This window comes from Burkholderia sp. BCC1640, from assembly GCF_902833125.1.
GTDB lineage: Bacteria > Pseudomonadota > Gammaproteobacteria > Burkholderiales > Burkholderiaceae > Burkholderia > Burkholderia diffusa.
This window is the reverse complement of sequence record NZ_CADFEF010000036.1, coordinates 1-21,171: the sequence shown is the minus strand read 5'-3', so window position 1 is coordinate 21,171 and position 21,171 is coordinate 1. Positions and strand designations below refer to the sequence as shown.

Annotated in this window: 15 protein-coding genes and 1 pseudogene; 7 read left to right on the top strand and 9 right to left on the bottom strand. The window is 67.0% G+C overall.

What is annotated here, in order from left to right:
* Positions 1-28: 28 nt before the first annotated feature.
* Positions 29-661 carry a LysE family translocator gene (locus HWX25_RS28800; RefSeq protein ID WP_175911847.1) on the bottom strand — a complete coding sequence of 211 codons (633 nt, stop codon included), beginning with the start codon at positions 659-661 and terminating at the stop codon, positions 29-31.
* Between the two features lie 314 nt (positions 662-975).
* On the opposite strand from HWX25_RS28800, the gene HWX25_RS28795 reads away from it, so the two are divergent.
* Together HWX25_RS28795 and HWX25_RS28790 are read left to right on the top strand one after the other, a co-directional pair.
* On the top strand, positions 976-2,169 hold the full coding sequence (locus tag HWX25_RS28795; protein WP_175911846.1) for a porin: 1,194 nt from the start codon (positions 976-978) through the stop codon (positions 2,167-2,169).
* Positions 2,170-2,759: 590 nt separating this feature from the next.
* The gene (locus tag HWX25_RS28790) at positions 2,760-4,682 is read left to right on the top strand and encodes an SMP-30/gluconolactonase/LRE family protein (RefSeq protein ID WP_175911844.1); all 1,923 of its coding nucleotides are present in this window, start codon (positions 2,760-2,762) and stop codon (positions 4,680-4,682) included.
* Positions 4,683-4,716: 34 nt separating this feature from the next.
* Here HWX25_RS28790 and HWX25_RS28785 read toward each other — a convergent pair.
* The 7 genes and pseudogenes from HWX25_RS28785 to HWX25_RS28755 all read right to left on the bottom strand — a co-directional run.
* Positions 4,717-5,037: pseudogene (locus HWX25_RS28785) on the bottom strand (cytochrome C); the annotation flags it as partial.
* Between the two features lie 316 nt (positions 5,038-5,353).
* Complete coding sequence (locus tag HWX25_RS28780; protein WP_175911842.1) at positions 5,354-7,540, bottom strand: TonB-dependent siderophore receptor; 2,187 nt, start codon at positions 7,538-7,540, stop codon at positions 5,354-5,356.
* Between the two features lie 219 nt (positions 7,541-7,759).
* Entirely contained in the window at positions 7,760-8,854 is a 1,095-nt protein-coding gene (locus tag HWX25_RS28775; RefSeq protein WP_175911840.1) for a porin, read from the bottom strand.
* Between the two features lie 102 nt (positions 8,855-8,956).
* Entirely contained in the window at positions 8,957-10,300 is a 1,344-nt protein-coding gene (locus tag HWX25_RS28770) for an MFS transporter (protein WP_175911838.1), read from the bottom strand.
* Positions 10,301-10,419: 119 nt separating this feature from the next.
* The gene (locus tag HWX25_RS28765) at positions 10,420-11,481 is read right to left on the bottom strand and encodes a Rieske 2Fe-2S domain-containing protein (protein WP_175911836.1); all 1,062 of its coding nucleotides are present in this window, start codon (positions 11,479-11,481) and stop codon (positions 10,420-10,422) included.
* 56 nt (positions 11,482-11,537) lie between these two features.
* Positions 11,538-12,503: a PDR/VanB family oxidoreductase gene (locus HWX25_RS28760; RefSeq protein ID WP_175911834.1), complete on the bottom strand. Its 966-nt coding sequence runs from the start codon at positions 12,501-12,503 to the stop codon at positions 11,538-11,540.
* Positions 12,500-13,579 carry an aromatic ring-hydroxylating dioxygenase subunit alpha gene (locus HWX25_RS28755; protein WP_175911832.1) on the bottom strand — a complete coding sequence of 360 codons (1,080 nt, stop codon included), beginning with the start codon at positions 13,577-13,579 and terminating at the stop codon, positions 12,500-12,502. The genes HWX25_RS28760 and HWX25_RS28755 overlap by 4 nt, the downstream gene beginning before the upstream one ends.
* 198 nt (positions 13,580-13,777) lie before the next feature.
* Here HWX25_RS28755 and HWX25_RS28750 point away from each other — a divergent pair, with 198 nt between their 5' ends.
* On the top strand, positions 13,778-14,266 hold the full coding sequence (locus tag HWX25_RS28750) for a MarR family winged helix-turn-helix transcriptional regulator (RefSeq protein ID WP_059818571.1): 489 nt from the start codon (positions 13,778-13,780) through the stop codon (positions 14,264-14,266).
* Between the two features lie 72 nt (positions 14,267-14,338).
* Here the strand turns inward: HWX25_RS28750 and HWX25_RS28745 are convergent, their stop codons facing one another.
* Complete coding sequence (locus HWX25_RS28745; RefSeq protein ID WP_059818558.1) at positions 14,339-15,085, bottom strand: TetR/AcrR family transcriptional regulator; 747 nt, start codon at positions 15,083-15,085, stop codon at positions 14,339-14,341.
* A 171-nt stretch (positions 15,086-15,256) separates the two neighbouring features.
* On the opposite strand from HWX25_RS28745, the gene HWX25_RS28740 reads away from it, so the two are divergent.
* From HWX25_RS28740 to HWX25_RS28725, 4 genes are read left to right on the top strand one after another with little or no spacing between them, the layout of a single operon-like run.
* Positions 15,257-16,438: an isovaleryl-CoA dehydrogenase gene (locus HWX25_RS28740; RefSeq protein WP_059532493.1), complete on the top strand. Its 1,182-nt coding sequence runs from the start codon at positions 15,257-15,259 to the stop codon at positions 16,436-16,438.
* Between the two features lie 31 nt (positions 16,439-16,469).
* On the top strand, positions 16,470-18,077 hold the full coding sequence (locus tag HWX25_RS28735) for a carboxyl transferase domain-containing protein (RefSeq protein WP_175911829.1): 1,608 nt from the start codon (positions 16,470-16,472) through the stop codon (positions 18,075-18,077).
* A 19-nt stretch (positions 18,078-18,096) separates the two neighbouring features.
* On the top strand, positions 18,097-18,882 hold the full coding sequence (locus tag HWX25_RS28730) for an enoyl-CoA hydratase/isomerase family protein (RefSeq protein WP_059532487.1): 786 nt from the start codon (positions 18,097-18,099) through the stop codon (positions 18,880-18,882).
* A 36-nt stretch (positions 18,883-18,918) separates the two neighbouring features.
* Entirely contained in the window at positions 18,919-20,919 is a 2,001-nt protein-coding gene (locus HWX25_RS28725; protein WP_175911827.1) for an acetyl/propionyl/methylcrotonyl-CoA carboxylase subunit alpha, read from the top strand.
* Positions 20,920-21,171: the final 252 nt, after the last annotated feature.

The window sequence follows — 21,171 nt, the reverse complement described above, 5'->3', positions numbered from 1 at the left end:
GCACGATGCGGCGTGCATGCCGACGCGCCTACGCGGCATGACGCCGGTACAGCGCGAGCGAACCGGCCAGGGCGAGCAGCATCGCGCCGCACGTGCGTTCGAGCCAAAGCGCGCCCGAGCGCTTCAGCAGCCGCACCGCGCGAGCGCCGAGCAGCGCGTAGCCGAACATCACCGCCCCGTCGAGCAGCGCGAATGTGACCGCGAGCGCGACGTATTGCGGCGCGAGCGGCGCGGACGGATCGAGGAACTGCGGCAGGAATGCGGAGAAGAACAGATAGCCCTTGGGATTGGTCACCGCAGTCAGGAAGCTCTTCGCGAAGATCGACGCGTTGCGTCCGTGCGCCGCGCCACCATGTGCGACGGCGACGTCGAGCGCGCCCTTCGACGTGAGCAGCCGGATGCCGACATACGCGAGATAGGCGGCGCCCAGCCATTTCACCACCGAGAACCAGAATGCCGACGCCATCAGCAGCGCGCCGAGGCCGAGCGCGACCGCGACGATCAGCGCGAAGTCGGACAGCATCGCGCCGGCGAAACCGTAGGCCGCGCGGCGCACGCCGTAGCGCGAGCCGTTGGTCAGTGCGAGCAGCACGGTCGGGCCGGGCGTCGCGATTCCGACGAACGCGACGGCGGCGAAGATCAGCAAGGTCGTTTGATGCATGCCGAAGGCTCCCTGTGCAAGGCGGGTGCTCGATTATCGGGCGCACGTCGTCGCGCTGTACAGCGGCGTTCGATGCGCGAGCGATTATCTCGATTCTCGCAAGAAATTGTTTTCATCATTGCGCTGTCGACGGGAACCGGTTCCAACTACCATGGCGGCCGTGGCGGGCATGCTCGCCGCGACGTCGCGCGCGCGTATCGCACGCGCGCGTTCCCGTATGCGGCCGCGGCCGGCCTCGCATGCCGGCGGATCTCCCGACCGCACACGCTACTCGCATAGAACAACGGGTTCACCGCCCGGAGACGCTAATAATCATGAACAAGCAACTGATCGCAGCCCCGCTGCTGCTCTCGCTCGCGGGCATCGCATCCGCGCAAAGCTCCGTCACGCTGTACGGCATCGTCGACGCGGGCGTCACCTATCGCAGCAACGAACGGGTCGGCTCGCCGGGCGCCTATACAGGGCATTCGAACGTCGGCCTGACCACCGGCAACCTGTCCGGCAGCCGCTGGGGCATCAAGGGTTCCGAGGATCTCGGCGGCGGGATGCGCGCGCTGTTCGTGCTCGAGAACGGCTTCGACATTACCAACGGCACGTCGGGCCAGGGCGGTCGCCAGTTCGGCCGGCAGGCCTTCGTCGGCGTCGGCAGCACCCGTTACGGCACGGTCACGCTCGGCCGCCAGTACACGTCGCTCGACGACTTCGTGAGCCCGGTCGGCCCGTCGTCGTTCATCGGCGGCTTCGGCGCGCACCCTGGCGACATCGACGATCTCGACCAGACCGCGCGCGTCGACAGTTCGATCAAGTACACGAGCGCGAACTACTCGGGCTTCACGTTCGGCGCGCTGTACGGCTTCGGCAGCCAGCCGGGCAGCATGAAGCAGCGCAACACGTGGAGCGTCGGCGCGGCATACGCGGCGGGGCCGCTGCGCGTGGGTGTCGGCTACGAGCGTTCGGACAACAGCAAGACGGGCGCGACCGACCCGACGGCCGGCAAGTGGCGAAGCACCGACGACGGCCTGTTCAACTCGTCGATCAACGAAGGCTATGCGAGCGCGCAGTCGCAGCAGATCATCGCGACCGGCGCGACGTACGACTTCGGCCCGGCCGTGGTCGGCATGAACTACAGCAACGTGCAGTACCGCAGCGGCGCTCAGTCGCTGTTCAACGGCCACGCGACCTTCAACGTCGCGGGCGTGTTCACGCGCTGGAACGTGCAGCCGCAGACGCAACTGTTCGCGGGCTACAGCTACACGCGCGGCAGCGACGTCGACGGCATCGACAACCGCGCGCAGTATCACAACGTCACGCTCGGCGCGGTCTACGACCTGTCGAAGCGCACCAGCGTGTACCTGCTCGGCGCGTACCAGCATGCGTCCGGCACGACGCTCGACGCGCTCGGCCGGCCGGTGGCCGCGACCGCGTCGGTGTCGGACAAGGCGAACGGCCACTCGTCCGACTCGCGGTCGCAGGCGATCGTCAGCCTCGGCCTGCGCCAGAAGTTCTGACGTCACGCGCATGACCGGCGGCTCGCGTTCGAGGCGGGCCGCCGGTTACGTGGCCCGTTGCTTGTCGATGTCTGTTCCGCCGGCAGCGTGTGATCGACATCGTCGATGCGCTGCCATCGCTGCGCGCATCGCTCGTCGCCGCACTCGCGGGACATCTTTCCCCTCATCCGCATCTTCATCGGCAACGGCATTCCGCCGCACATCGCCTTATTTCATACATTCACGACTTTCCCGGCAATGCAGCGTGCGCCGCATAATATTTTTTCTCTTTCATTTTAATTTCGATTTGTAATCATTGAATCGCTTTGCCGGAAATGGGAATTCAATGCATGTAAATCAGAAAAAATGACGCGTCCGTATTGGGCGATTCGGAATTAAGTGCCGGAAAGCGCGAATCGCGAGAGCGCCGCTGGGGCGTAGATTTGCGATACGACACCCGGAGCGGCGAGTCTTCAGTCAGCCGGTGTCGCGCGGTCAAAGAACGTAATGAATCATTCGCGGCGCAATTGAACCGGTTTTTGAAAAAATCACCAATATTTCATACGCGGCGAATTAGAGTGTCGAAAAACGATCGTCCGGGAGCATCATTCATGTTATCGAAACAAATTCGCGCGGCATTGCTTGGATTGTGCATGGCAATGCTGGCGCCGGTCGGTCACGCACAAGCGCAATACACGACGGACTGGCTTGCGAACACGTTCGGCACGCTCGCCGCGCACGTCGGCAACGGTGCGCGCTCGCTGTGGGTCGCGCCCGAGGGCGTGATCTATACGGCGTCGCGCTGGGACGAGAACGCGGGCGGCGTCGCGATCTACCAGAATGGGCAGACGCTCGGCACGATCGGCATCCATGACGAATTCCAGGGTGGTGCGATCACCGGCAACGCGAACTCGCTGTTCGTCGCGCTCGGCTACAACCGTACGTTCGGCAGCGGCTCGGTCGGCCGCTACAACCGCAGCACGAACCAGCGCGATCTGCGCATTCCCGTCAGCACGTGGACGGGCATCCAGTACGCGGACGTGATCACGGGCCTCGCGACGACCGGCAACCTGCTGTACGCGAGCGACTTCTACGGCAACCGCGTGCGCGTCTATACGACGGACGGCGTGTGGCAGCGCGACATCGGCGTGTCGGGCCCCGGCGCGCTGGCGCTCGATGCGGCCGGCAACCTGTGGGTCGCGCGCAAGAGCGCGGGCGTCGTCGCGCAGTTCAGCCCGACGGGCACGGCGATGAACACGATCCAGATGGCGGCCCGTGCGCGGCCGGCGTCGCTGTATTTCGATGCGCCGAGCGGGCAGTTGCTGGTGGGCGACGAAGGCCCCGACATGAACATCAAGATCTACGCGCTCGTGGGCCAGCCCGTGCAGCTCGGCACGTTCGGCGTGCAGGGCGGCTACCTCGACACGACCTCGGGCATCAAGGGGCAGGTCGGCGACAAGCGCTTCACGCGCGTCGCCGGCATCGGCAAGGATGCGGCCGGCAACCTGTACGTGCTGAACAACGCGTGGGGCGGCGGCTGGGATCTCGGGCGCAACGGCAGCACCGACCTTCATTCGTACGGCCCGACGGGCGCGCTGCAATGGAAACTGCAGGCGCTGAACTTCGAGGGCGCCGCCGCGCCCGATCCGGCGACCGACGGCGCATTCTTCTACAGCGGCAACAACGTATACACCGGCACCGCGGGCGGCACGTTCGTCGCGAACACGATCGATCCGTTCAGCTATCCGAAGGACCCGCGCCTCGACATGAACGACTACCAGCGCGGCCAGCATTTCGGCCAGCTCGCGCTGGTGAACGGCACCCGGATGCTCGTCGCGACCGGGCAGAACCCGGGCAACTACAACATCTATCACTTCAACGGCGCGAACGGCTACATCGCGATTCCGGACGGCTCGATTCCCGGCAAGCCGTTCAACACGACGCTGCAGGTCACGGCCGGTTTCGCGCTCGACGACAACGGCGACGTGTGGGCCGGGCTCGATCGCACCAACAACATTTCCCACTATCCGATGACGGGTTTCGACGCGACCGGGAAACCGACGTGGGGCAAGCCGGTGCAGATCCCGATTCCGCGCACCGTGCTGCCGCTCACGCGAATCATCTACCAGGCCGACAGCGACACGATGATCCTCGCGCAAGGCATCGCGGGCACCTGGGACTGGACCGCGATGAACGGGCACATCGAGGTCTATCGCGGCTGGAAGGCCGGCAACACGAGCACGCCGAACGTCGCGATCAACCTGACGAGCGCGAATCCGAAATCGATGGCGGCGGCCGGCCACTACCTGTTCGTCGGCTACGTGCACACGGTGCCGAACGTCGACGTATTCGACCTCAACACCGGCAGCCTCGTGACCACACTGACGAACTCGAACACGTCGGCGATGGACGTCGGCAATGACGTCGACTCGATGTACGGCATCCGTGCGTACCTGCGCTCGACGGGCGAATACGTGATCACGAAGGACAACTACAACGGGTCGAGCATCGTCGTGTATCGCTGGCATCCGTGATCGCGCATGCCGCGCCGTTCGGACCAGCCAGATCTCATGGCGCGCCGAGCACGCGGCCGTTCACCTCGCGCCCGTACATCGAGTCGGGCGTGTCGTGGAATTTCGCGCGGGTGTCCTGCACCGAGCCGGTGAAACGCGGGTCCTGCGGGCGCTCGTGACTGTCCATGAAGGTCGCGACGTCCCACGCTTCCTGATCGGTCAGCGTGCCGCCGAGCCCGAGCGGCATGTTGGCCTTCACGAAGTCGGCCGCGTTGCGGATGTCGCCCATCCCCGCGCCCCAGTTGAACGAGCGCGCGCCCCAGAGCGCCGGAAAGACCGGCTTGCCGCCGCTCGATTGCCCCTGGCCGTCCGCGCCCGTCGTCGTGCCTTGGGTGGCGATGGTATTGCCGAGTGCGATGTCGTCCGCGTGGGCATTGCCGGCGAGCAGTGCCGCGCATCCCGGTCGGACATCGAACTCTCCCATATCGTTTTTGTGGGGGCGTGGTGCATCGCCGTGTCGCGGCGATGCGTCGCCATCGCGTAGCCAGTCTAGAGGCGCGCGATCGACAGCGGAAATCGCGATATCGGATGGGAGATATTCGAGGGTCCGATGATTGGCGGAAACGACAAGGCCGCGCGGCGCCGACGTGTGCGGCATCGCGCGGCCTTCGTCTGCCTGCTGCGAAGGTGCGTCAGAACGACACCGTCGTCGTCAGCGTGACGAGCCGCGGCTCGCCGACGGCGACGATCAGATTGCTGTTGCTCGACGGATAGTAGGTCTTGTCGAGCAGATTCTTCACGTTGAGCTGGATGCGTGTCGGGAACTTGCCGATCGTCGTTTCGTAGGCCGCGAATGCGTCGACGGTCACGTAGCCGGGCAGCGTGAAGCTGTTCGCGGTGTCGCCGGGCCGTGCGCCGACGAGCCGCGCGCCGCCGCCGAAGCGCCAGCGTCCGGGCAGGTTCGCGATCGCCGTGTCGTACACCGCGAACAGGCTGCCGGTGTGGCGCGCGACGTTGACGAGCGGTGTGTTGCTGTCGCGGTCGTTCGCGTTCGTGTACGCGTAGCTGCCGATCAGGCTCAGATGGCGCGTGAGCTGCCCCGCGACGTCGAGTTCGATCCCGCGCGAGCGCGCGGTGCCGATCGTCGACGTGATGTCGCCGACCGTGACCGCGACGTTGCGCTTGTCGATCTGGTAGGCCGCGAGCGTGCCAGTGATGCCGGGTTTCAGGCTGAACTTCAGGCCGGCTTCCAGCACGCGGCCAAATTCCGGCGCGAGCGGTGCAGCCACGTTCGACGCGACGTTCGGCTTGAACGAGCGGCTCACGTTCGCATAGGCGGTCAGCGACGGCGTGAGCGCATAGGCGAGCCCGAACTGCGGCAGCCACACGTTGCCGTGCGAGCGGTCGGCGAACACGAACGGCCGCCCCATCCCCGATTCCTGCTGCCACTCCTCCCACCGCAGCCCGCCGACCGCGGTGAGCCGGTCGGTGATCTTTACGGAGTCCTGCACGATCATCGAGTACGTGTGCACCTTCGAAAGCGAATCGCTCTGCTTCGTGCTGACCGTGCCGCCGGGCGCGAGCAGGCCGTAGACGGGATCGTAGAGATTGAAGCCCTTGGTCGCGGCGCCGCGGATCGTGTCGCCGCGGAAGCTGCGCTGGCGCTCGTATTCGCCGCCGATGTAAAGCGCGTGGTTCATCCCCGCGAGCGTCAGGTTGCCGAGCAGGCCGAGCGTCGCGATCTGGTCGGAGTCGTTGCGCCCGAGGTTCGCGTCGGACGTGCGCGACAGCGCGCCGGTCGTGGCGTTGAAGGCGGTCGCGCGGGTGATGTATTGATCGTAGCGGTCGCGGCCCCAGCCGTAGGTCGCGCGCACGCGCCATGCGTCGGAGAGGCGGTGCTCGATGCGCGCGCGCAGCGTTTCCTGGATCCCGCCGCTTTGCGCCCACGCTTCCTCGTAGCGGCGATAGCGCAGCGCATCGTCGGGGCGGCCGTTCACGAGCACGGTGCCGCGATCGAACGGCATCGTGTAGTCGACATACTGGTAGCTGACGTCGATCGACGTGTTCGCGTCGTGCCACGAAAGCGCGGGCGCGATCAGCGCGTTGCGTTCGCGGCCGAAGCTGCGCCAGTAGCGGCTCGTATCGTATTCGCCGGTGAGCCGGAACGCGAGCGTGCCGCCCGCGACCTGGCCCGGCTTGCCGAGCGGACCGGTCAGGTCGAACTGCGCGCTGCTGCCGCCGTGGCTCGTGCGCGAGGCCGAGATCGAGCCGCCGAACGTTTCTTCCGGCTTGCGCGTGACGAGGTTGATCACGCCGCCCGGGTCCTGCATCCCGTATAGCAGCGAAGCGGGGCCCTTCAGCACTTCGACGCGGTCGATCGTCGCGAGATAGCTGTGCAGCACCGGTGTGCGCACGCCGTCGACGAGCACGGAGCCGTCGTTGTTCGAGCCGAAGCCGCGCTTGATGAACGCGTCGCGCGTGCCGCCGAGCGTGTTGGTCTGCGTCACGCCGCTGATGTTGCCGAGCACGTCGTCGAGCGAGCGCGCCTGCTGATCCTGCATCACGCTGCTGCTGACCACGGCGACCGATTGCGGAATTTCCTTGAGCGGACGATCGTCGCCGCCGGCGACGCTGCTGGTGCGCGGCTGGTAGCCGACGGTCGGATCGGCGGCCGCCGATGCGGTGACGCTGATCGTCGGCAGTTCGCGTTCGGGCGGCGCGGGCGTCGACGACGGCGAGGACTTGGCTGGCGAAGCCGTGGCGGCAGGTTCAGCATCCGCATGCGCGCCGCTTGCGACGCAAAGAGTGATCAGGGCAGGCAGGCTCGCGCGCCACGGACGCAAGGTCCGCGCGCGGCGTGGCAGTCGACGGGATGGCATGAATCGATGAATGGACGGCGTGCTAAGGATGAAGGCGCGGGCCGCGGCGCTTCACTGATTCGCCGCGGCAGGACGCGCATAATATACGTAATGAGAATCGTTTGCAATTGCGGCGAGGCCGATACGGCTCGGGTATCGCGATTTCCGGGCCGCAGGCCGTCTGCTGCCGTAGCGGCCAAAATTCCTGTCACGTCGCGCTCGACGAGCGGTGTCCGGCAATCAGAACTTCTGCTGGATGCCGGCCATCACGCCGAGCTGATTCATCCCGGTGCCGACCGTCCCGCCGGCGGCGACCGCGTTCGCGGCCAGCGTGCTGTTGAACATGTAGCCCACCGACGTATAGACGGTCGTCCGCTTCGACAGGAAATAGTTCGCTCGGCCGACAAAGAGCGTGGCGTTCGTGCCGCCTTCGCCGTTTTCTCGGCGTTGCAGGTAGCGCACGCCCTGCAGGTCGAGCGCGAGGTAGGGTGTCGCGTAGTACGTGCCGCCGGCGAACACGATGTCGGCCTGCAGGTGTGCGGCCGCCGCGAGATTGCGACGGATCCAGCCCGCGCCGAGTTTCGCGGGGCCGATCTTCACGTAGCCGGCGACGATGTCGCGCGTGTCGGTGTACGCCGGATTGTTCAGCGGCGCGAGCGCGCCGCCGCCGCCGCGCATCACGTCGTGCGATGCGGCGAGCCCGAAATTGCTCGCGTCATAGGCGAGCATTGCCGTGTATTGGCGGCAGGCGACGATGTCGCCAGGCACTTGCCCCGCGCAGCCCGTCGCGGATGGTCCCGCCGGCCCGGCCGCGTCGCGGCCGAAGCTGTAGGTCGCGCCGAGCGTCACGCCGTGGAACGTGCCCTTGTAGCCGATCGCGTTGTCGCTGCGCGCGTTCGGCAGATACGAGTCGAAATCGGCCATCGAATGAATCGACGGACCGATCACGTCGGCATTGGTCAGCACGATCATCGACATGTTCATCTGTCGGCCGAGGGTCAGCGCGCCGAAGGGGCTGTTCACGCCGACGTTCGCTTGCCGCCCGAACAGACGCCCGCCGTAGTTCAGCGCACCCGTGCCCGGCTGGAAGCCGTTTTCGAGCACGAAGAAGGCCTGATAGCCGCCGCCGAGATCCTCCGTGCCGCGCAGGCCCCAGCGTGACGGCACCTCGCCGGTCAGCGTTGGCATGCCGATGAACGATCCGCCGCGCGCGGCGTTGTTGTAGTAGGACACGCCGGTATCGATGATCCCGTACAGCGTGACGCTGCTTTGCGCACAGGCCGGTCCGGCCATCGCCATCGCCGTCGCGAATGCGACGCCCAGTTTCGTTTTCATGGCTGTCTCCAAACAGTATGTAGATCTACTTGTCGATTTTTCTAATGCCCCGGACATGTCCGGGATGCCGACGGGTATCGGCAGGGCCGCGGGCGTCGCGCGTTACGAGATCGCCGGATCGTGCTGCCGCTGCGGTGCCGCGGCGCGCGCGCCCGCCACTGCGACGGCGATCGCCGCGCCAGCCATCGGCACGAGGAACGCCAGATAGAGATGGGGCACGGACCAGCCGTCGTCGAGCAGCGCACCGACCGTCATCGGCGACAGGATCGCGCCGAGGCGACCGATGCCGACCGCGAGACCGATGCCGGTCGTGCGGATCTCGGCGGGGTAGGGTGTCGGCGACAACGCGTACATGCCGGCCACGCACGCATTGATCACGGCGCCGAGGAACACCGCGACGGTCATCCCGATGCCAAGCGAGCCGGTGTTCGCGCCGAACACGACCATCAGCGCGCCGCCGAGCAGCAGCGTCGCGCCCAGCAGGTTGCGCAGGCCGAACCGGGTCGACAGCAGGCTGAAGAGCGACGCGCCCGCGATGCCGCCGAGGTTGAGCAGCACGCCACCGGTCACGCCCTGCGATGCCGACAGTCCGGCCTGGACCAGCAGCTTCGGCGTCCAGCTCACGACGAAATAAAAGCTGCCCATCACGAGAAAGAACGCGATCCACAGTGCGATCGTGCGGCGCGCGAGCGGTGCGCGCAGCACGGCCGTCCAGCTCGACGCGGGACGTGTCGTGTCGATGGACGCCGTCACGGCCGGCAGCGCGTCGATGGGTGCGCGCTTCATTCTCGCGAGGATGCGGTTGATTTTCTGCAGCGCGTCGTCCGGCCGCCGTGCCAGCAGGAAGTCGAGCGATTCCGGCAGCAGTGCGAGCACCATCGGGATCGCCATCAAGGTCAGGATGCCGCCGAACGCGAACACGCTGCGCCATCCCCACGTCGACAGCAGGTAGCCGGCGATGACCCCACCGGCGGTGGCGCCGATCGCGTAGCCGGTCGACTGCATGCCGATCGCGGCGCTGCGCCATTTGTTCGATGCGTATTCGCCGCTGATGACGGTCAGGCTTGCGAGCATGCCGCCGATGCCGAGCCCCGTGTAGGCCCGCGCGATCGCGAGTTGCAGCGTGCTGTGCGTGGCCGCGCAGGCGAGCATCCCGGTCGAGATCACGGCGAGGCAGAGCAGGATGATGCGGCGGCGACCGACGCGGTCGGCCAGCGGCGCGATCAACACCGAGCCGATGCCCATGCCGGCGAGCCCCGCGCTCAGCAGCAGGCCGATTTCCTTGCCGCTCAGTTTCCATTCTGCGGCGAGGTGCGGCGCGGCAAATGCGATGGCCAGCACGTCGAAGCCGTCGAGCATGTTCAGCACGACGCAGGCCGTGACCGCCATCGTCTGGAACGCGCTCATCGGGGATGCGTCGATCGTATTGCGGATATTTGCACTCACGTCAAAGACCCTTCATAAAAATAGTATGACTAATCGAATGGGAAAAACAGAAGCCGGCGGCCAACCGCGGGGGATGCTTGCAGCCACAAGCAGGCGTCGTTCGCGCGCCGGCGCGACGGTTACACGGGTTCGGGTTGCTGCAGCAGTCGCTCGATCACGCGCCGCGCGCGATTGGGGCCTGCGTCGACGTGAATGTCGATCTGGCGGCCGTCCGGAAACCGCAGTTGGTTCCGGTATTGCGCTTCGATCACGGTCTTGTCCTCGTCGAACGTCGCCGCCGATTGCTCGATGACCGTTTGCGCGACGCGTTCGACGTCGTGTTGCGGATTGGTCGCGATGGTCCAGAAATAGTGCGTCGTGGTGTCCGTCTCCGGCGTGATGCCGTGGAAGCCGCGCATGTGAAAGCCGCCGCGCGCGGGATCGAGCAGGTCGCCGGTGCCGGCGTCCATCGCGCCGGTCCAGATCCGGATATGCGACACGTGGAATTCGATTTCCTGCCAGCGATCGACCCGGCCCGCGAACGGCCACGCGGCCGTGTACGTCGGCGGCGGGTCGGAATCCGGCATCCGGCGCACCAGCGTCACAGTGTCGCCGTCGTTGCTGACGCAGGTTTCCGCGCCCATGTGCAGCGGCGCATTGCCGCCGATCGTTTTCAGATGGACATAGCCGAGGTGGCTCAGGTCCATCAGGTTGTCGTGAATCAGCTGATACGGCGCGTCGTAATGGTAGTTGCCGCCGCCGAACCGATATTGCGGATCCGTGTGGAACGCATAGCGCGGCGGCGCGCAGGTCGGTTGAGCATGCGCGTCGGCGCCGATCCAGATCCACACGATCGCATCCTGTTCCCGCACCGGATACGACGATACACACGCCTTTGCCGGAATCCGGTCCTGCCCGGGAATCTCCACGCAGGTGCCGTCGCGGTCGAACAGCAGGCCGTGATAGCCGCAGCGCAGGCCGCGAGCTTCGAGCGAGCCGCACGACAGCGGCAGCGACTTGTGGCAGCAGCGATCTTCCAGCGCACCGACTTCCCCGGACGGCAACCGGAACAGCACGACCGGACGGCCGAGCAGCGTGCGGGCGACGGGTTTGTCCGTCAGTTCGGAAGACAGCGCGGCGACCCACCATCGGTCGACCGGGAACTTAGTAGTATTGATCGGTGGCCGAGCATGTTGCGCCATTGATCGTCTCCAGTATTGTGATTGGCCGCCGCGTGTCGGGCGGTCCGTCTACAGCTCTACAGGTCGAGTACCAGCAGATCGCTTCGCGATCGCGAGCAGCACGGCATGAACTGGTCGCCGGCCGCCTGTTCCGCTTCCGTCAGATACGAATCGCGATGATCGGGCTCGCCTTCGAGTACGCGCGTCACGCAGGTGCCGCAGACGCCTTGCTCGCACGACGTGAGCAAGTCGATGCCGTTGGCCGCCAGCGCGGCGATGACCGTGCATTCGGCCGGCACGTCGATCACCTTGCCGCTGCTCGCGATGCGGACCTGGAACGCGCGATCCGCGCCGGACGATGCAACCGCGCCGCCGAAGAACTCGTAATGCAACCGCTCGTCGGCCCAGTTGCGCTGGCGTGCGGCGTTCAGCACCGCGTCCATGAAGCCGCGCGGGCCGCATACGTAGAGGTGGGTGCCGTCAGGCGCCGCGGCGAGCACGGCGGGCAGGTCGAGGCGTTGCGCGGGGTCGCCGTCGTCGACGTGGAAGCGGGCGCGGTCGCGGAACCCGGCCGCGTCGATCCGCTCGACGAAGGCCATGCGATCGGTCGAACGCGCGCAGTAGTGCATGTCGAAGGGCGTGCCGGACGAGAACAGCCGTTCCGCCATGCAGAGAATCGGCGTGACGCCGATCCCGCCCGCGATCAACAGGTGGTGCGGGGCGTCGGGCGCGAGCGGAAATTGATTGCGCGGCATGCCGATCCGTACGGTATCGCCTTGCCGGACTTCGTCGTGAATCGCGCGCGACCCGCCGCGGCCCTCGGCATCGCGCAGCACCGCGATCTGGTAGCGATCGCCGTGTTCGGGGTGGTTGCACAGCGAGTACTGGCGCACGAGCCCGCCCGGCAAATACACGTCGATATGCGCGCCGGCGTCGAAGCGCGGCAAGGGCGACCCGTCATCGCTGACGAATTCGAAACCGCAGATGTCGCGCGCTTCCTGCCACTTGCGGGCCACCCGGACCGTCAGCGTCGCGGCGCTCATGACGCCTCCTTGATCTGCGCGACCGGAATCACGGGCCGCTGCGGGCTCGACGCGTTTTCGTCGGCGAGCAGCCGCTCGATCACCTTGCGCGACAGCACGCCGCCGGCGTCGATGTTGAGCTTGAGCAGCTTGCGGTCCGGCCACTGCTCGAGGTTGAGTTGCTGGCGCTCGAGCATGTCGAGATCCTCGGCGAAGATCTTGCCCTGGCCTTCGCGGATCTCGGCGGTCAACGCGTGGTCGTCGGGCCGGAAGTTGCGCGCCATCCCCCAGAAATACCAGATCGAGGTGTCCGTCTCCGGCGTGATGAAGTCGACCACGATCGACGATGCCTTCAGCTCGGCCGGCGCGTCGTAACCGCCGTGGCCCGCATGCGCGACGCCCACTTCGATCATCACGTGGCTCGGCGGCGTGAAGCGGCAGATCTGCCAGCGGTCGACCGGCACGTCGTCGGCCAGCCCGTTGCCGCGCAGCGCCATCCGCCAGAACGGCGGCGGCATCACGTTCTCCATGAAGCGGCTCGTGACGACTTCGTCACCGTTGGCGGTCGTCTTCGGCGGCGCTTCGTCGATTTCCTTCTGGCCGATGCTCGTCGCATGCACGTAGGTCTCGTGCGTGAGGTCCATCAGGTTGTCGATCATCAGCCGGTAGTCGCAACGGATGTGATACAAGCCGCCGCCGTGTGCCCAGGCCGGATCTTCGGCCCACTGGAGCGCGGGCAGCTTGTCGGGATCGGCTGCGGACGCATCGCCGGGCCACACCCAGACGAATCCATACCGCTCGACCGCCGGAAAGCTGCGGATCGGCGGAAAGCCGCCGACGCGCTGGCCCGGCATGCCGGCCGTCTTGCCGTTGCAGCCCATTTCCAGCCCGTGATAGCCGCACACGAGCACGCCGTCGCGCACGAATCCCAGCGACAGCGGCGCGCCGCGGTGCGGGCAGAAGTCATCGAGCGCGGCGACCCGGCCGTCCGCCGCGCGGTAGAACACCATCGACTCGTTGCAAATCTTGCGGCCGAGCGGCTTGCCGTCGATTTCATCGGGCGTGCACGCCACATACCAAGCGTTCTTGAGAAACACGTTCTTCGTCTCCTTCAGGGCGGTGCCGCCGGTGCGCGGCAATTCTTCATTCCGTGTACTGAATGAGATTCAGTGTACTCATCGAGATTGGCCAGGGCAAGGCGAGCGGTATACTGGTTTTCCCGGGAAATGGCGCGACGCAGCGCCATGCCGTCGGCGCACGCAACGGCGTGCGCCGCCTATGTCATCGACTCATTCATGGAAAAAACGAATCCCGCCGACGCGCCGTCTTTCCCGCTCGACCTGTACGACGAACCCGGGCATCTGATCCGGCGCGCGCACCAGATCGCGGTTGCGATGTTCTACGAGAAGCTGGGCCGGGACGTGACGCCGGTGCAGTACGCGGTCCTGCGGATGCTCTATGAGTGTCCGGGGCTCGATCAGGTGACGCTCGCGCAGCGGGTGGCGCTCGACACGTCGACGACCGCGGACCTCGCGGTCCGGCTCGAAGCAAAAGGATTGATCGTCCGCGAAGTATTGCCGCGGCGTCAGCGGCGCTTGCTGCTGACGCCGGCGGGCGTCGAACTGCTCACGCACCTGATTCCGTCGGTGAAGGAGTTGCGCGCCGGCCTGTTCGACGGCATGGGGGAGGACGATTCGCGGGAACTGATGCGCCTGTTGCGCAAGTTCGTTCACTTGAACAACGAGCAGAGCCGTGCGCCGCTGCGGGTCGGCGAGGAGTCGTAGCGTCCGAATTCCCCGCGACGGGGGGAACGATGCGGCAACGCGGCGGCAGGCGCTCAGCGTCGCCCCTCGGCGTCACGGGCGTGACGCTTCCCCTTCCAGCCGCCGGACCGCTTCCGCGACTTCGTTCCTGAAGCGCACCAGCGCCGCCTGCTCCGGCGCGGGCGGTTGCACGGCCGCCCACAGCATGTCGATGAGCTGCGTGGCCGTCGTTTCCGTATCGAGCTTGCGGTGCCCGAGGATCGCATCCCACAGCACGTGCTCGATCGGCCCGAACACCATCGAGCGCAGCAGGCTCAGCGGCATGTCGCTGCGCACCTGCCCGGCCGCCTGGCCGCGCGCGAGCACGTCCATCAGCGGCGCCGTGTAGCGGCGCTGCAGCGCGGTGAGCTCGTCGCTCAACGCATGCTGCTTCGCCCGCCCCTCCGACAGCACCAGCGCGCACAGCCCCGTGCCGTTCACCAGCATCAGCCGCAGGTGCGTGCGCACGATGAACGCGAACTGCTGCTGCACCGACGCTTCCTGCGGCATCCCGACTTCGAACGCGGCAATGATTTCGTCATACCAGTCGGCGATCACGCGCGCGCACAGCTCGCGCTTGCCGCGGAAGTAGCTGAACACCGTTGCCTCCGATACGCCGACGCGCTGCGCGATCTCGGCGGCCGTCGCATGCTCGTAACCCTTTTCGGCGAACACTTCACGACCGGCGCGCAGGATGTCCTGCACGCGCTGCTGGGACTTGCGCCCGGCGGGTGCGCGCGACGGCTCGGGGCGGTCGGCTTTGGCGGTGGTGGTCATGGTGTCGGCGGTAGCGGCTGTCATGCCGCCATGATATCTGAGTGTCACTCAAAAAACTATTGACGACGAGCCGGACGAGGCGCGAAACTGTGCAAAATTTACGCTGTATTGGCTTAATGAATCGACGCATTGATCCGATTTGAGCGAAACTCAGAAATCGGCGCGTGCGACCCACTTTCTGGAGACGGAGGAGACATGATCAACCTGCCCGGTGTGCAATTCATGCTCGGTGAAGACATCGAGATGCTGCGCGACGCCGTCGCGACGTTCGCGGCCAAGGAAATCACGCCGCGCGCGGCGGAAGTCGACCGCACCGACCAGTTTCCGATGGATCTGTGGAAGAAGTTCGGCGATCTCGGCGTGCTCGGCATGACGGTGGCCGAGGAATACGGCGGCGCGAACATGGGCTACACCGCGCACATGGTCGCAATGGAAGAGATCTCGCGCGCATCGGCGTCGATCGGCCTGTCGTACGGCGCGCACTCGAACCTGTGCGTGAACCAGATCCACCGCAACGGCACCGACGCGCAGAAGCAGAAATATCTGCCGAAGCTCGTGTCGGGCGAACACATTGGCGCGCTCGCGATGAGCGAGCCGAACGCGGGCTCCGACGTCGTTAGCATGAAGCTGCGCGCGGACAAGCGCGGCGACCGCTACGTGCTCAACGGCACGAAGATGTGGATCACCAACGGCCCCGACTGCGACACGCTCGTCGTCTACGCGAAGACGGACATCGACGCCGGCCCGCGCGGCATCACCGCGTTCATCGTCGAGAAGGGGATGAAGGGCTTCTCGGTCGCGCAGAAGCTCGACAAGCTCGGCATGCGCGGGTCGCACACGGGCGAGCTCGTGTTCCAGGACGTCGAGGTGCCGGAAGAGAACATCCTCGGCCAGCTCAACGGCGGCGTGAAGGTGCTGATGAGCGGCCTCGACTACGAACGCGCGGTGCTGTCGGGTGGCCCGACGGGCATCATGGCCGCGTGTCTCGACGCGGTGGTGCCGTATATCCACGACCGCAAGCAGTTCGGCCAGTCGATCGGCGAATTCCAGCTGATCCAGGGCAAGGTCGCCGACATGTACACCACGTTTCAGGCGTGCCGTGCGTACCTGTACGCGGTCGGCCGCCATCTCGATTCGGCCGGCAGCGACCACATTCGCCAGGTGCGCAAGGACTGCGCGGGCGTGATCCTCTACACGGCCGAGAAGGCGACGTGGATGGCCGGCGAGGCGATCCAGATCCTCGGCGGCAACGGCTACATCAACGAATACCCGGTCGGCCGTCTGTGGCGCGATGCGAAGCTGTACGAGATCGGCGCCGGCACGAGCGAGATCCGCCGCATGCTGATCGGCCGCGAGCTGTTCGCGGAAACGATGTAACGCCCCACGTCACGCGAACGGAGCCCCGTCGATGCCGATCATCGAATCGAAACTGAACCCGCGTTCGGAAGACTTCCGCGCGAACGCCGCGGCGCTGGAGGCGGTCGTCGCCGACCTGCGCGCGAAGATCGAACAGCTCGCGCAAGGCGGCGGCCAGGCCGCGCGCGACAAGCACCTGTCGCGCGGCAAGCTGCTGCCGCGCGATCGCATCGCGCAGTTGCTCGATCCGGGTGCGCCGTTCCTCGAGCTGTCGCAGCTCGCGGCGAACGGCATGTACAACGACGACGCGCCGGGCGCGGGCGTGATCACCGGGATCGGACGGATCGCGGGCCGCGAGTGCGTGATCGTATGCAACGACGCAACGGTCAAGGGCGGCACCTACTATCCGATGACCGTGAAGAAACACGTGCGCGCGCAGGAAATCGCCGCGGAAAACCGGCTGCCGTGCGTGTACCTCGTCGATTCGGGCGGCGCGAACCTGCCGAACCAGGACGACGTGTTTCCCGATCGCGACCACTTCGGCCGCATCTTCTTCAACCAGGCGACGATGTCCGCCGCGGGAATCGCGCAGATCGCGGTCGTGATGGGCTCGTGCACGGCGGGCGGCGCGTATGTGCCGGCGATGAGCGACGAGTCGATCATCGTGAAGAACCAGGGCACGATTTTCCTCGGCGGCCCGCCGCTCGTGAAGGCCGCGACCGGCGAGGAAGTGAGCGCCGAGGATCTCGGCGGCGGCGACGTGCACACGCGCCTGTCGGGCGTGGCCGACCATCTCGCGCAGAACGACGCGCTTGCGTTGTCGATCGCGCGCAGCATCGTCGGTCATCTCGCGCCGAAGATCGCGTCGCCGGTGACGGTGCGCGAGCCGAAGCCGCCGCGCTACGACGCGAAGAGCCTGTACGGCGTGATTCCGGTCGACACGCGCAAGCCGTTCGACGTGCGCGAGGTGATCGCGCGCATCGTCGACGATTCGGAGTTCGATGAATTCAAGGCACGCTTCGGCACGACGCTCGTCACGGGCTTTGCGCACATCTGGGGCCATCCGGTCGGGATCGTCGCGAACAACGGCATCCTGTTCTCCGAATCGGCCGTGAAGGGCGCGCATTTCATCGAGCTGTGCTGCCAGCGCAAGATTCCGCTCGTGTTCCTGCAGAACATCACGGGCTTCATGGTCGGCCGCAAATACGAGAACGAAGGCATCGCGCGCCATGGCGCGAAGATGGTGACGGCCGTGTCGAACGCGAAGGTGCCGAAGTTCACGGTGATCATCGGCGGCTCGTTCGGCGCCGGCAACTACGGGATGTGCGGCCGCGCGTTCGGCCCGCGTTTCCTGTGGATGTGGCCGAATGCGCGGATCTCGGTGATGGGCGGCGAGCAGGCCGCTTCGGTGCTCGCGACCGTGCGCCGCGACGGCATCGAGGCGAAGGGCGGGTCGTGGTCGAGCGACGAAGAAGAAGCGTTCAAGCAGCCGATCCGCGACCAATACGAGCGCCAGGGGCATCCGTATTACGCGAGCGCACGGCTGTGGGACGACGGCGTGATCGACCCCGCGCAGACGCGCGACGTGCTGGGTCTCGGCCTCGCCGCGTCGATGAACGCGCCGATCGACGACACGCGCTTCGGCGTGTTCCGCATGTAACGGCCGGGAGGGCTGACCGATGCGATACGAAACGATCAAGGTAAGCGAAGCCGGCCGCGTGGCGACCGTCACGCTCGCGCGGCCCGACGTGCGCAACGCGTTCAACGAGACGACGATCGCCGAGCTGACCACCGCGTTCGAGTGGCTCGACGCACACGCCGGCGTGCGCGCGGTTGTGCTCGCGGCGGAAGGCGCGGCGTTCTGCGCGGGCGCGGACCTGAACTGGATGAAGAAGATGGCCGGTTACTCGGACGACGAGAACCGCGCCGACGCGCGCAAGCTCGCGCGGATGCTCGAGGCAATCCATCGCTGCGGCAAGCCGGTGATCGCGCGCGTGCACGGCGATGCGTATGCGGGCGGCGTAGGCCTCGTCGCGGCGGCCGACATCGCGATCGCCGCCGACGGCGCGAAGTTCTGCCTGTCCGAAGCGCGGCTCGGGCTGATTCCGGCGACGATCGCGCCGTACGTCGTGCGTGCGATGGGCGAGCGCGCGGCGCGTCGCTACTTCACGACGGCCGAAGTGTTCGACAGCGCGCGCGCCGCGTCGCTCGGCTTCATTCACGATGCCGTGCCGGCCGAGGCGCTCGACGAAACGGTCGCGAAGCTGGCCGCGACGCTCGTCGCGAACGGCCCCGACGCGGTGCGGGCATGCAAGCGGCTCGTCGCCGACGTGGCCGGCCGGCCGCTCGACGCGACGCTGATCGAGCAGACCGCCGACTGGATCGCGCGGACCCGCGCCGGCGCGGAAGCGCGCGAAGGGATCGCGTCCTTCCTCGAGAAACGCACGCCTTCGTGGCGTGAATGACGGCGTGCCCCTAACTTTCCGGACGACACCGAAGCCATGTTCGACAAGATTCTGATCGCCAACCGCGGCGAAATCGCCTGCCGCGTCGCCGCGACGTGCAAACGTCTCGGGATCGCGAGCGTCGCCGTCTATTCCGACGCGGACGCGAACGCGAAGCACGTCGCCGCGTGCGACGAGGCCGTGCACATCGGCGGCTCCGCGGCCGCGGACAGCTACCTGCGCATCGAGCGCATCATCGAGGCCGCGCGCGCGACCGGCGCGCAGGCCATCCACCCGGGCTACGGTTTCCTGTCCGAGAACGAGGATTTCGCGCATGCGTGCGAAGCGGCCGGCATCGCGTTCATCGGGCCGCCGGTCGACGCGATCGCGGCGATGGGCTCGAAGGCCGCCGCGAAGGCGCTGATGCATGCGGCCGCCGTGCCGCTCGTGCCCGGCTACCACGGCGACGACCAGGACGCCGCCAACCTGCATCGCGAAGCCGACGAGATCGGCTACCCGGTGCTGCTGAAGGCGAGCGCGGGCGGCGGCGGCAAGGGCATGCGCGTGGTCGAGCGCTCCGAGGACTTTCCGGCGGCGCTCGCGTCGTGCCAGCGCGAGGCCGCGAGCAGCTTCGGCAACGATCGCGTGCTGATCGAGAAATACCTGACGCGCCCGCGTCACGTCGAAGTGCAGGTGTTCGGCGACACGCACGGCAACACCGTCTATCTGTTCGACCGCGACTGCTCGGTGCAGCGCCGTCACCAGAAGGTGCTCGAGGAAGCGCCAGCGCCGGGGCTGCATGAAGACGTGCGCCAGGCGATGGGCGAGGCGGCTGTCGCGGCCGCGCGTGCGGTGAATTACGTCGGCGCGGGCACCGTCGAATTCATCATGACGGGCGACGCGTTCTACTTCATGGAAATGAACACGCGCCTGCAGGTCGAGCATCCGGTCACCGAGATGGTCACGGGGCTCGATCTCGTCGAATGGCAACTGCGCGTCGCAGCGGGCGAGCCGCTGCCGCTGCAGCAGGACGAGCTGCGCGTGCAGGGCCACGCGATCGAGGCGCGTCTCTACGCGGAGAATCCGGCGCGCGGCTTCCTGCCGTCTACCGGCACGCTGAAGCACTTGCGGCTGCCGGAAGGCGTCGAATTCGCGATCGGCGCGGCGGTGCGCGTCGACAGCGGCGTGCGCGAAGGCGATGCGATCACGCCGTTCTACGATCCGATGATCGCGAAGCTGATCGTGCACGGCGCTGACCGCGAAGAAGCGCTCGGCCGAATGCTGCGCGCGCTGCGGGCATGCGAGGTGGTCGGCCTGCATACGAACGCCGCGTTCCTGCAGCGGATCGTCACTTGCGCGCCGTTCGCGATCGCCGATCTCGACACGGGCCTGATCGAGCGCAACCACGCTGCGCTGTTCGCGCCGCAACAGCCGCCGCGCGCGACGCTCGCGCTGGCCTGCGCGGCGCTGCTCGCGCGCGAACGCGATGCGGCCGCACGGGAAGGCGCGTCGCCGTGGCGTGTGCTGCCGGACTGGCGGCTGAACGGCGGCTATCGCCGCACGCTCGAATGGCATGCGCCCGAACGCGAAGCGGACGTGACGGTCACCTACGTGGACGACGGCGGCAGCACGCGCATCGCGACCGGCGACGCGGCCGCGCAGCCGTTCGCGTGGGCACGCGGCGCAACGCCGCTCGACTTCGACGTAACGCTCGACGGCGTGCGCAGCAGCGGCCGCGTGTATGCGGACGGCGACAGTTTCCACGTGTTCACGCAGGGTGTCGCCGAGACGTTCGAATGGCGCAACGTGCTCGCGCACGCCGGCGATGCCGAGCATGGCGGCGGCCGCCTGACCGCGCCGATGCCCGGCAAGGTGATTGCGGTGCTGGTCGAGCCGGGCCAGAAGGTCGAGGCCGGCACGCCGCTGATCGTGATGGAAGCGATGAAGATGGAGCACACGATCGGCGCGCCGGGCGCGGGCGTCGTCGCCGAAGTGCTGTATGGCGTCGGCGACCAGGTCGCGGATGGCGCGCAGTTGCTGATGATGGCGGAAGGCTGACCGGGGCGTGCGTCGCGCATGGGCCGGCGTGGCGCCTCGCGGCGCGACGCCGGCCTTGTCACATCCGGCGCCGGCGGCGCGCATGTCGTGCGGTGCGGTGCGCCCGGTCGCCAACCGGCGCCGTTGGAGTACTTTCCAAAACCAAAAGGAGCCTGGCGGGAGCGGAGTACTTGGAGCTGGATGGTCGTTAAAGGAAGCTGCATTTTAGGGTACGGGGAGTCTCGGTTGCGAAGGGGAAGCCGTGAAGGGCGT

What these genes read in the sequence shown, in the direction of transcription:
- HWX25_RS28800 (WP_175911847.1), bottom strand. Translation starts at nt 661, where the DNA reads ATGCATCAAACGACCTTGCTGATCTTCGCCGCCGTCGCGTTCGTCGGA.
- HWX25_RS28795 (WP_175911846.1), top strand. Translation starts at nt 976, where the DNA reads ATGAACAAGCAACTGATCGCAGCCCCGCTGCTGCTCTCGCTCGCGGGC.
- HWX25_RS28790 (WP_175911844.1), top strand. Translation starts at nt 2,760, where the DNA reads ATGTTATCGAAACAAATTCGCGCGGCATTGCTTGGATTGTGCATGGCA.
- HWX25_RS28780 (WP_175911842.1), bottom strand. Translation starts at nt 7,540, where the DNA reads ATGCCATCCCGTCGACTGCCACGCCGCGCGCGGACCTTGCGTCCGTGG.
- HWX25_RS28775 (WP_175911840.1), bottom strand. Translation starts at nt 8,854, where the DNA reads ATGAAAACGAAACTGGGCGTCGCATTCGCGACGGCGATGGCGATGGCC.
- HWX25_RS28765 (WP_175911836.1), bottom strand. Translation starts at nt 11,481, where the DNA reads ATGGCGCAACATGCTCGGCCACCGATCAATACTACTAAGTTCCCGGTC.
- HWX25_RS28760 (WP_175911834.1), bottom strand. Translation starts at nt 12,503, where the DNA reads ATGAGCGCCGCGACGCTGACGGTCCGGGTGGCCCGCAAGTGGCAGGAA.
- HWX25_RS28750 (WP_059818571.1), top strand. Translation starts at nt 13,778, where the DNA reads ATGGAAAAAACGAATCCCGCCGACGCGCCGTCTTTCCCGCTCGACCTG.
- HWX25_RS28745 (WP_059818558.1), bottom strand. Translation starts at nt 15,085, where the DNA reads ATGACAGCCGCTACCGCCGACACCATGACCACCACCGCCAAAGCCGAC.
- HWX25_RS28740 (WP_059532493.1), top strand. Translation starts at nt 15,257, where the DNA reads ATGATCAACCTGCCCGGTGTGCAATTCATGCTCGGTGAAGACATCGAG.
- HWX25_RS28735 (WP_175911829.1), top strand. Translation starts at nt 16,470, where the DNA reads ATGCCGATCATCGAATCGAAACTGAACCCGCGTTCGGAAGACTTCCGC.
- HWX25_RS28730 (WP_059532487.1), top strand. Translation starts at nt 18,097, where the DNA reads ATGCGATACGAAACGATCAAGGTAAGCGAAGCCGGCCGCGTGGCGACC.
- HWX25_RS28725 (WP_175911827.1), top strand. Translation starts at nt 18,919, where the DNA reads ATGTTCGACAAGATTCTGATCGCCAACCGCGGCGAAATCGCCTGCCGC.